Genomic DNA, 10,533 nt, shown 5'->3' with positions numbered 1-10,533 from the left:
AGCCGCGCGGCGAGCTCCTCGTAGGCGTCGGCGACGTCGTCCCAGCGGAAGGCGGTCGCGGCGCGACGCTGCACGCGCGCGGCCAAGGCGGCGACGCGGGCGTCGTCCTCCTCGGCGTCGTCGAATGCGGTGGCGGCCTCGGCCGGAGTGCGGAAGAACCAGCCCTCATCGTCGAGCACCTCGCGGTTGAAGCCCACGTCGTAGGCGATCACCGCGGTGCCCGCGCCCATCGCCCGCAGCAGCGACGGGTTGGTCCCGCCGACGGAATGACCGTGCGCGTAGGTGCGGGCGTGGGCGTACAGGGCGTCGAGCAGCTCCTGGTCGTAGACGCCGCCGAGCAGCCGGATCCGCGGATCCGCGTCGGCGATGTCCTGGATCCGCTGCGTGTACTCGGCACTGTACGGTGCCGAGCCGACCACCACGAGGGGCAGCGTCGCGCTGCTTCGCCGGTACCCGTCGACGATCTCGAGGACGTGGTTCTCCGGCTCGAAGCGCGCCACGACCAGGTGGTAGCCGGCGGGGGCGAGCCCGAGTTCCGCGACGCCGCGCGCGGGCGGTGCGTCGAGGATCGGCGCTCCGTAGCGGATGAGCGCGGTGTCGACGTCGAACTGGTCGCGGTAGTACTCGGCGATCCCGGGGGCGTCGGCGATGAGCGCGTCCGCCGTGCGGACACCGAACTGCTCCGCCCACCGGTAGTACGCCCGTCCCCGAGCGCCCCACTTCGACCGGCGCCATTCCAGCCCGTCCATGTGCAGCGCGACGGGCACGCCGCGCATCCGCAGCAGGGGCAGGAACGGCGAGTTGGCGGCGTTGAAGACGAATGCGGCGTCGGGACGGCGCCGCGTCACCAGGTGCACGGCGGAGAGCCCCGTGTGGCTGAGCGTCTCCAACTGCTTCTGCGGCACGGCCGGAAGGTGGATCACCCGCATGCCGAGGTGCTCCCGCTCCCGCGTCGACGACCCGCGCGTGTACACGGACACGCGGTGCCCGCGCTCGACGAGCCGGCGGCCGACCTCCTCGACCGCCGTCTCGAAGCCGCCGTAGGCGGCCGGAACGCCCCTCGTCCCCACCATCGCGATGTTCAGGTTCCTGCGCATCTTGACCTCCCCAGATCGATACGTCGCCCGTTGTGTCGGCTAGTACGCCCCGTGCGGCTGCAGCATCACTCGGGCGGTGCGCCACATGATCTGCAGATCGTTCATGATCGACCAGTTCTCCACATAGCGGAGGTCCAGCCGCACGCTCTCGTCCCACGTCAGATCGCTGCGTCCGCTGACCTGCCACAGGCCGGTGATCCCGGGCTTGATGTACAGCCGGCGCGAGACCGTGCCGTCGTAGGCGGTGACCTCGCTCGGCAGCGGCGGGCGGGGCCCGACGACGCTCATGTCGCCGACCAGGACGTTCCAGAACTGCGGCAGCTCGTCCAGCGAGAGCTTGCGCAGCCACTTGCCGACGCGGGTGACCCGCGGGTCGGCGCGGATCTTGAAGAGGAGGCCGGAGCCCTCGTTCTGCGCCTGGAGGTCGGCCAGCCGGTCCTCGGCGTCGACGCTCATCGAGCGGAACTTCACCATCCGGAACGTCCGGCCGTCGCGACCGACCCGCTCCTGCCGGAAGAACGCCGGGCCCGGGGAGTCCAGGCGGATGAGCAGCGCGAGCAGCGGCGTCACGATCGCGATCGGGATGAGCGCGAGCGCGGCGACGACGACGTCGAGCGCACGCTTGGCGAGGTGCTGTCCGCCCTCGTAGCTCGGGATGCGCACCTGGATCAACGGCAGGCCCTCGACCGGGGCGAAGGAGATCCGAGGGCCGGCGACGTCCGTCAGCCGACTGGAGAGCACGAGCTCCGCGGCGGTGCCCTCCAGCTGCCAGCTCAGCCTCTTGATGAACTCCGGGTCGCCCTCCGGACGGCTGGCGACGAGGATCGTGTCGGCGCCGAGCTGCTGGGCGACCTGGGCGACGGAGGTCACGTTGCCGAGGACCGGGCGGGACACGTCGCCGACGGTGATCGCGCGGGCGTTGCCGTCCAGCAGCGTGGCACCGACGACGTTGTACCCGGTCACCGCGCCGGTCTGGAGCGTGTGCACGACGTACTCGACCTCGGCGCGGTCGCCGACCACGAGGGTGCGCGAGGCGTAGCGGCCGTGGCGGCGCTGTGCCGAGAGCCAGCGCCGCCAGCCCCATCGGCCCGCGAGGAGCCCGATGGTGCCGAGGGGCATCGCGACCAGCAGCGGAACGCGCAGCACGGAGGGATCGGCGAACACGGCGCCGGTGGCGAGCACGCCGAACGCGATGGCGCCCGCGTGCACGACCCGCTTGTACTCGGTGGCCCCGGATCCGAAGATCGTCGCCGCGCGGGTGCGTGCGGCGGCGAGCATCAGGAACCAGAGCCCGGCCAGCGCGGCGCCGATCGCGACCGTGAGGCCGCGGCCGGTGCTCGCCGCCGGCACGATCGGGACGGCGCCCAGCGAGACCGCCGCGGACGCGCTCACCGCGGCCAGGATCACGGCGGCGTCGGTGAGACGCAGCCGGACACGATAGAGCCGCTCCCATTGGCGGCGCCGTTCGAGCGTCGGCGTGGCACGGGGCGAGACCGCCCTCGCGCGCGTCGACGGAACGGACGGCGCCGCCATGGGGCGGACGGGCGGTGTCCCCACACCGACCAGACTCACGGCGTCCTCGACCGACGTCATGTCGAGGCTCCGTGAGCCGTTGATGAACGCAAGAATCCCCAGTGCGCCATGATTTCCCCAGTTATCCCCAGACCGCGGGCGAATGCGCTCGCGGATGCGCACCCACTCCCGACCCCTCGGGCTGTCCGTCGGCTTTCCCCCGATCCCACATCGGGGGAGTGGTCGGCACCGATCCCACATCGGTGCCCGCATCGCCGTCGGACGTGCGGATGCTGTGCTCACATTAGCGCGAAATCGTCGCTCCCGGAAGCATCATGACAAGATTCTCCACCGAATTGAGCAAACAGGGGATCAGCCGATGTCGGAGATGAGCGACTCCAGCGTGTCTCCGTAGTTGATGCGGATCACCGGCAGCGCGAGCTTGTCCGTGCCGGGTGTCACGTACCCCCACTCGATCGTCCGGCCGAGGAGGAAGCCGGCCTGCGCCACGCCCTGCTTCGTCGTGTCGTTGTAGTGGCCGAACGGGTAGGCGACGACCTCCTTGGCACCGAGGATCGCGGCCGACTGCTCCAGGTCGGCGGCGATCTGATCGGCGGACCAGTTCACCATCCGCCCTTCGCCGTTGTCGCCGGCCTCGTGCATGTCGTGGGTGTGCGAGCGCTGGATCACGTACGGGGAGGGCGACCCCTCGGTGCGGTATTCCGTGATCACGAACGAGGTGGTGAGGAGCTGGTGCTGGGTCACGACGGGCACCGCGAGGTCCAGCCACGTCTGGTCGGCGTCGTCATCGGTGATGATGACCGACTTCGGCGGCAGGTAGACGGTCCCGTCGATGAACGCGTTCAGCTCGTCCCAGGTGGGCAGGTAGAACTGCTGCTCGGCGATGTAGGCCATCTGGGCCTCGAAGTCGCCGATGTAGGCGTAGTTCCCGCGCAGCGCGTTGTCCTCGCCCTCGGGGCGGGTCGTGAACTGGTGGTACATCAGGATCGGGACCTCGGTGGCCGCTTCGGCGTTCTGCTCCGGCGTCATCCACGAACCGTGCAGGGTGAGGCGCCGGTCGGTGCACGCCGCGAGCTCGGAGCCGTTGATGCGCGCCGTCGGGGTGTACGCAGCCGCGTCCTCCGCGGTGGCGTACCATCCGGCGAAGACCAGGCCCTCGCGGGCGGGGATCGGCAGGCCGGTGTACAGCACGCCCTGGGTCTGCAGCATCGGGTCGATCGCGATGCCGTCGCCCTCGAACGAGACGGCGCACGCGTTCGGATCGTCCGTGGCGGCCAGGAGCGCCTCCACGGGCGATTCCGGTGTCGGCGCGGGCGTCGCCCCGCCGGAGGCCTGCGGCTTCGGGTCTGCGGTCCCGCCCGGGCCGGAGAGCGCGTGCACGACGGTGACGACGAGCACCACGACCAGGCCGACGGCCAGCAGCGCGACGACCGCGGCGAGGATCCGGCGCCGTTTCAGCACGGCCGGCGACGGGCGCCGGGAGGAGTGACGGGTCGGGGGAACGGGCGCTGCCATGCCGCTGATATTACGGCGTGCCGGTAGGGAGCCCCGGGGAGGCCACGGGTTTTCCCTCCCTCCCCCTCGTCCTGCACCGATGCTCGATCCCCGCGGTTCTCCGCCGAGGCCGTCGTCCCGACCCGAGCGGCGTCGGCATCTCTCTACGGTGGGTGGCGAGCGCTGTGGCAGCGGAGCAGGATGGGGGGATGTTCGTGTCGCCGGAGATCATCGGTACGGTCCTGACGGGCCTGGCGGCCGTCGTCACGATCTGCGTCGCGCTGTTCACCGGGCTGGCGTGGGTCGTCCGTCGGATCGACGCCGTCCGGGACGAACTGCGCGGCGAGCTTCGGAGCGAGTTCTCGGGTCTTCGGACCGAGATTCGTGAGGAGATCGGGGACTTCCGGACGGAGATTCGTGAGGAGATCGGGGGTCTTCGGGCCGAGTTCCGTGAGGAGACCGGGGGTCTTCGGACCGAGTTCCGTGAGGAGATCTCGGGTCTTCGGACCGAGATTCGTGAGGAGACCTCGGGTCTTCGGACCGAGACCCGTGGGGAGAGCGCAGGTCTCCGCGGCGAGATGGCGGGGCTTCGCACCGAGATGGCGGGCCTGCGCACCGAGATGACCGAGGTGAAGATCGCCGTGGCGAGGTTCGAAGGCCCCGCCCCGCGTCTGCTCAGCCGCTGACCGCGACGCGAGCCGCCCGGGTTGCTAGCGTGGTGCCATGGCGGCGTACGAGGTGCTGGAGATGGGCGGACTCGACCAGTGGCGTGAGCACTTCGGCGGCTTCCGCCCCGACAGCTCGCGCGAGGGCCGACGGGTCGTCGATCACGAGCTGACCATGCAGTACATCGGCATGACCGCCAACGCGCTCGCACCGGGCGAGGAGGCCGGCTACTGGCACGTCCACCACCGCGTCGAAGAGGTCTACGTCTTCCTCCAGGGGCGCGGTCAGATGGGTCTGGACGACGAGGTCGTGGACGTCGGTCCGGGTACGGTCGTCCGCGTCGGTCAGGGGGTCTGGCGCACCTGGCGCTGCGCCCCCGACGGCGACGGGGAGCTGCGCTGGCTCTGCATCCGTGCGGGCGGCGAGGAGCTGCCGGAGTTCCCCGACGACAGCGAGCGCGGTCCCGACCGTCCGATGCCCTGGTGAACCGGGCCGCCGATGCCCCGCCGGGACATGCCGGCGGCGCGAACCGGCTAGGATCGAGGGGTAACAGGAGGTGCCCCCGTGATCGGCAGTTTCATCATCTTCGGCGTGCTGTTCCTCGGCGGCTTCGCGCTGCTCGGCAACGCGCAGAACTTCCCCGGCTTCGAGAGCCTCGCCTTCATCGGCGGCATCCTCCTCGTGAGCCTCGCGCTGGCCTGGATGATGCGCGAGCGCGGCGGCGCCACCAAGCGCTCCCGTTCCTGGGAGTGACGACGCCCCGCGCGTAGCCGCACCGGTGCGCGGCCCGCTCAGCGGACGCCGCGGATCGGCAGCACCGCCAGACCGCCCAGGACGCCGAACACGATGGCGGCGATGAAGAGGGCGGTGTAGTTCTCGCCGCCGCCGATCGCCAGCAGCGGGACGGCCACGATCGGCACGAGCAGCTGCGGCACCTGATAGGACAGCGACACGATCCCGAGGTCCTTGCCCGCGTCGTCGAAGGTCGGCAGCACCTCCGTCATCAGGGCGATGTCCACCGAGACGTAGGCCCCCTGCGCGGCGCCGACGATCACGATCCCGACGTAGAACATCGTCACGTCCGGTGCCAGGATCGCCACGACCAGGCCCACCGCCGACAGCAGGGACGAGATCCACACGATGGGCTTGCGCCGCCCCGTGCGGTCCGAGATCCAGCCGAACAGGATCGTCATCAGGACGTTCCCGACGGTGAACATCATCAGCGTCGCCGCCTGCACCCCGGAGGCCTCCTCCTTGGGGATGCCGAGGTGGTCGATGATGAAGAAGAGCATGTACGTCGAGACGGAGACGATCGACATCGTCACCAGCAGCCGGCAGGCCCAGGCCCAGAAGAAGTCAGGGTGGCGGCGCGGGTCGAGCCAGTAGGTGGAGACGAGGTCCGCCCAGCTCCACGGTGCGGGCCGCTCGGTGCGGACGAGGTCGCGAAGCCCCAGGAACAGTCCCGCGCACAGCACGGCCCCGATCAGGCCCGGGACGAGGAACCAGGTCCACTGCCGGTCGTTGGGCAGCGCCGCGATCACGAGGGCGCCGAGGATGAGGGCGAGGGCTCCGGACGCGCTCGCCGCCGCCGCGACGCGCGCTCGGACGCGGGCGGGGATCTGGTCGGCGAGAAGGGCGTGCACCGCGGCGTTCGCGGCGCCGAAGCCGGCCTGGACTATGACCCAGCCCGCGACGATCGTCCACAGCGAGGTGGAGGCGGCGAGGACCAGGCACCCGGCGGCTCCGGCGACCGCGCCGCCGAGGATCCACGGCCGTCGCTTGCCGAGGCGGGACATCGTGCGGTCGCTCAGGCGCCCGAACAGGGGCGTGGCGAGGATCACCACGACGCCGCCGATCGCGGCCGTGACGGACAGGTTCAGTCCCTTCGTCCCGTCGTCCAGGAACGCGAAGAACTTGGGGATCGACGCGCCCGAGATGGTCCCGAGGGCCAGGTTGATGCCGAACCAGGCCAGGACGAACAGGGCGAGGAAGCCTCGGGGCTGGGGACCGCCGGGGATGTCGCGGTCCCGGGGCTGCACGGCGAGCGGCGGCGTGGGCGGGGCGGTCTCGGGGGTGAGGGACATCGTCGTCTCCTTCGGGCGGGTGTCGGAATGGGCGGGTGTCGGAATGGGCGGACGGGGGAACAGGCGGGTGCCGAACAGGCGGGTGGGGAACGGGCGAGCGGCGGACGGCGTACGGGTCCGGCGGGCGCGGAAGGCGCTCAGCCGGCGGGGGCGGCGGGCTCGGAATCCTCGTGCGGCGCGGTCCCGTACGCGGCGGCCAGCGCACGGGAGTGGCGATCCTGCCAGTCCCGCGCGGCCGGGAGCGCGGCGGTGATGCCTGGCGTCCCGTGCAGGTGGCCCTCGCCGACGATGACCGTCGCGAGGACCCCGGCGGCGCGGAGGCGCTCGCCGTAACGGATCCCGCTGTCGCGGAGCGGATCGAACTCCGCGACCATGAGGAGCGCGGGCGGGAGACCGGTGAGGTCCGGCACGTCCAGGGGCGCGGCGGCGTACGGCGGCTCGCCGGGCCCGACGTAGACCTCCACGAGCTCGGCGGCGTCGTCGAGCCCGAAGCCGTCGGCGTATCGCTCTCCCGAAGAGCCGACCAGGCGCAGGGCGGCGGGCAGCACTTCGAGGTCCTGGTGCAGGACGGGCGGGACGGTCTCGCCGCGCCGGGCCCGATCGCGGAGGAGGATGACCGCGCTCGCCGCGATGGCGGCGCCGGCGGAGTTGCCGCCGATGCCGAGGCGCGCCGGGTCCGCCCCGAGCGCCGGATCGAAGGCGAGCGCGGCGAGCGCCGCCATCGCGTCCTCCGCCGCGGCGGGGTAGCGGTGCTCGGGGGCGAGCCGGTACTCCAGCGAGGCGATCTGGATGCGGGCGTCGCGCGCCCGGCGCGCGCAGAGGCGGTCGTTGAGGATCTCGTCGACGGTGCCGCCGAAGAAGCCGCCCCCGTGGAGGAAGAGCTGGGTCGGCGCGGGGTCCGCGATCCCGGCCGGGCGGAACCGGCGCAGGCGCAGCGTCCCGTCCGGTCCGTCGATCGCGGCCTCGTCGATCGCCACGTCCTCCGGCGCGGGCAGGGTGAACTCGGCCGCGACGAGGTCGGACACCCGCAGGGCCGCCGCCCGTCGGGGCGCTGCCGCCCGGCCGGCGAGCTCCGGGAACGCCGCGGAGTGCTCGGCGATGCGCTCGCCCCACGCGCGGATCGCCGGATGCAGGTCCAGGTCGTGCACGGCGGTCATCGGGACCTCCCCGCTCCCGTCCTCGGATCCGGGTAGGCGACCGGGTCGTCGTGCAGGGTCCGCAGCGTCGTGATGATGTCGCGGTGCAGGTGATCGGCCGCGGGGACGTGGCGCAGCAAGCCCCCCGAGGTGTGCGTCTGGCCGATGTACCGGATCGCCGTGGCGGGCACGCCGGCGGCGGTCAGGGCGCGTGCGTAGGCCTCGCCGTCGCCGCGGAGCGGATCCAGCTCCGAGGTGTAGATCACGGCGGGCGGCAGCCCCGCGTGCGACGTCGCCCGCAGCGGAGAGGCGTACGGATCGAGCGGGGCGTTCCGGGAGCGGCCCAGGTACTGCCGCACCAGACGGGCGCCGACCTTGCGGACGATGATCCCCGGGACCTTCGCGTCCAGGCCGCGGATGTCCGCGTGGCCCATCGTCAGGTCGAGCGCCGGCGCCTCGAGGAGCTGGAGGCGGATCGGGCGGTTCGCCCGGTCGCGGTTCATCAGGGTCACCGCCGCGGCGAGGTTCCCGCCCGAGGACGCTCCGCCGATCGCGATCCGTGCGGGGTCGCCGCCGAGGTCGCTCGCCTGCGCGTGCGCCCACTCGAGCGCCGTCCAGCACTGCTCCGGCTGTGCGGGGAAGCGGGTCTCGGGTGCGTGGGCGTAGTCGACGGCGACGATGATGATGCCGGCCTCCCGGGCACGCCGCCGGAAGCCCGCGTCCCAGCCGACCCAGTCGATCCCGGCGATCGTGAACCCGCCGCCGTAGCAGTACACGAGGATCGGCAGCCCCGTGCCCCGTCCCGTCACGGCCTCGGCGCGCTCCGGGGAGGGCCAGTACACCCGCACGCGCACGTCCGGGTGCCCGGCGACCGGGAGGGTGTGCTCCTCCGTGTAGGCGGGGATCGGGGCGATCCCGAGCTCGCGGCTGGCCGCGATGTCCTCGGCGGCGGCCTGCCGGCGCCGGCGGGCGGGATCCTTGGGCTCGGGGCGGCGCAGCGGCGCGAGCCGGCGCTCGACGGCGGTCACGAACGGATCGACGACGGGTCGTGCTGTTCTCATCTTGTGGGGGCTCCTTCGTCCTGCGAGCATTGTGCGGGATCGAAGAACTTCGAGAAAGAACTTCAGGAGTCGGGATGAAACCGCGCATGGGAGCCGTGACGATCTACTCCGTCGCCGAGAGGGCGGGGGTGAGCATCTCCACGGTGTCGCTCGTGATGAACGCTCCGCACCGGGTGAGCCCGGCCACGCGGGAGCGGGTGGTCGCGGCGGCGGCCGAGCTCGGGTACCGCCGCCGCGCGGATCACCGCTCCGAGTCCGGTCAGCTCCGGGTCGCCGTGGCGGCGCCGTTCTCCAGCTACCCGTCGTACTACCGCCGCCTCACCGGCATGCTCGCCCGCGCGCGGGACACGACGATCGACCTCATGGTCCACGACCTCGACTCCGCCGCCGCTGCGGACTCCCCGCTCCTGGACGCCCTCCCTGCACGCCCGGGCGTGGACGGGGTGATCGTGATGGGCGTGCCGCTGAGTCCGGCCGCCGTGCGGGCGAGCCGCGCCGCGGGCCTGCCGGTGGTGCTCGTCGACGTCCGCAGCGCGCGCCCGCGCGGCGGAGACCTCCCCGGGGTGCTCGTGGACGACCTGCTGGGCGGACGCCTGCTGGGCGAGCACCTGCGCGAGCGGGGGCACGACCGCGTGCTTTTCGTCCACGAGCCGCAGCTGTCCAGGGACTACGTCTCGGCCGGGATGCTCCGCGCCGAGGGCGTCGCGGAGTCCCTCGCGCTGGACGAGGTGGCGGTCGCGCCGGACGACGGTCTCGAGCGCGTGGTGCGCGCCGTGGAGACATCGGGCGCCACGGCCGTCGTCGCCAATCACGACGCTCTCGCCGTCCGGGTGCACGGAGTCCTCCGGGCGTCGGGTCGGCGCATCCCCGAGGACGTCGCCCTCGCCGGGTACGACGACGGAGACCTGGCCGCGGGGCTGGGGCTGACGACCGTCCGCCAGCCGTTCGAGGAGTCCGGGCGCGCCGCGATCGACCTGCTCCTGGCCGCGATCGCCGGGGAGGGGGCGAGCATCTCGCGCGTCGATCTGGCGCCGTCGCTGGTGGTCCGCGCCACGACGTGACGCGGGCGGCGGCGCGCTGCGCGCTCGTCGGACGGTGGTTCTGCTAGGATGATGTGTTCCGTGTGATCGTCGCCCTCTTCGGCGCCGCGCGGACACGGCCGAGACACGGCTTCCGCACGAGCCGCACCGATGCGCGTTCGTCAGCCCCGGCCCCCATCCCGGGCGCACGCCTGCGCCCGACGAACGACAGAGCATTCACCATGACCATCACCCCTGCCCACGCGCGCCCGGAGCCGACGAGCCCCGATGCGCCCCTGACCTGGAAGCAGGCCGCCGACGACGTCTTCGTCGCGACCCGCGCCGGCGAGTTCGCCGGCTTCATCACCGTCGACGTGCACGCGCACATCGTCCACAACCGTCACAGCCGCCGGATCGGCTCCTACCCGACGCTCGCCGCCGCC

At 72.4% G+C, this 10,533-nt stretch carries 10 protein-coding genes and 1 pseudogene; 5 read left to right on the top strand and 6 right to left on the bottom strand.

Going from position 1 to position 10,533, the window contains the following annotated elements; genetic code table 11:
* The 3 genes from MR1_RS17255 to MR1_RS17245 form a co-directional block, all read right to left on the bottom strand.
* Positions 1-1,097 (bottom strand): glycosyltransferase (locus MR1_RS17255; RefSeq protein WP_067249861.1); only part of this gene is annotated, 1,097 nt, incomplete at its 3' end.
* A gap of 39 nt (positions 1,098-1,136) precedes the next feature.
* A complete protein-coding gene (locus MR1_RS17250; protein WP_067249857.1) occupies positions 1,137-2,690 on the bottom strand; it encodes a sugar transferase in 1,554 nt (517 codons plus the stop codon).
* 291 nt (positions 2,691-2,981) lie between these two features.
* A complete protein-coding gene (locus MR1_RS17245; RefSeq protein WP_084344865.1) occupies positions 2,982-4,145 on the bottom strand; it encodes a polysaccharide deacetylase family protein in 1,164 nt (387 codons plus the stop codon).
* Between the two features lie 188 nt (positions 4,146-4,333).
* On the opposite strand from MR1_RS17245, the gene MR1_RS17240 reads away from it, so the two are divergent.
* From MR1_RS17240 to MR1_RS17230, 3 genes are all read left to right on the top strand, one after another.
* Entirely contained in the window at positions 4,334-4,810 is a 477-nt protein-coding gene (locus MR1_RS17240; RefSeq protein ID WP_067249854.1) for a CCDC90 family protein, read from the top strand.
* 37 nt (positions 4,811-4,847) lie between these two features.
* Positions 4,848-5,276, top strand: a complete 429-nt coding sequence (locus MR1_RS17235; RefSeq protein WP_067249851.1) for a cupin domain-containing protein — start codon at positions 4,848-4,850, stop codon at positions 5,274-5,276.
* Between the two features lie 78 nt (positions 5,277-5,354).
* Positions 5,355-5,543 (top strand): hypothetical protein, encoded by a 189-nt coding sequence (locus MR1_RS17230; protein WP_067249848.1) that lies wholly within the window; start codon positions 5,355-5,357, stop codon positions 5,541-5,543.
* A gap of 38 nt (positions 5,544-5,581) precedes the next feature.
* Here the strand turns inward: MR1_RS17230 and MR1_RS17225 are convergent, their stop codons facing one another.
* From MR1_RS17225 to MR1_RS17215, 3 genes are all read right to left on the bottom strand, one after another.
* The gene (locus MR1_RS17225) at positions 5,582-6,874 is read right to left on the bottom strand and encodes an MFS transporter (protein ID WP_067249845.1); all 1,293 of its coding nucleotides are present in this window, start codon (positions 6,872-6,874) and stop codon (positions 5,582-5,584) included.
* Positions 6,875-7,011: 137 nt separating this feature from the next.
* Positions 7,012-8,031, bottom strand: a complete 1,020-nt coding sequence (locus MR1_RS17220) for an alpha/beta hydrolase fold domain-containing protein (protein WP_067249841.1) — start codon at positions 8,029-8,031, stop codon at positions 7,012-7,014.
* Positions 8,028-9,071 (bottom strand): alpha/beta hydrolase, encoded by a 1,044-nt coding sequence (locus tag MR1_RS17215; protein ID WP_067249837.1) that lies wholly within the window; start codon positions 9,069-9,071, stop codon positions 8,028-8,030. The genes MR1_RS17220 and MR1_RS17215 overlap by 4 nt, the downstream gene beginning before the upstream one ends.
* A gap of 74 nt (positions 9,072-9,145) precedes the next feature.
* On the opposite strand from MR1_RS17215, the gene MR1_RS17210 reads away from it, so the two are divergent.
* Together MR1_RS17210 and MR1_RS19895 are read left to right on the top strand one after the other, a co-directional pair.
* Complete coding sequence (locus MR1_RS17210; protein ID WP_067249834.1) at positions 9,146-10,132, top strand: LacI family DNA-binding transcriptional regulator; 987 nt, start codon at positions 9,146-9,148, stop codon at positions 10,130-10,132.
* 200 nt (positions 10,133-10,332) lie between these two features.
* Positions 10,333-10,533, top strand: a pseudogene (locus MR1_RS19895) (hypothetical protein); the annotation flags it as partial.

This window comes from Microbacterium resistens NBRC 103078, assembly GCF_001552355.1.
Lineage (GTDB): Bacteria > Actinomycetota > Actinomycetes > Actinomycetales > Microbacteriaceae > Microbacterium > Microbacterium resistens.
Note: the sequence above shows the minus strand (reverse complement) of the source record. Positions and strands in the feature narration are given on the sequence as shown.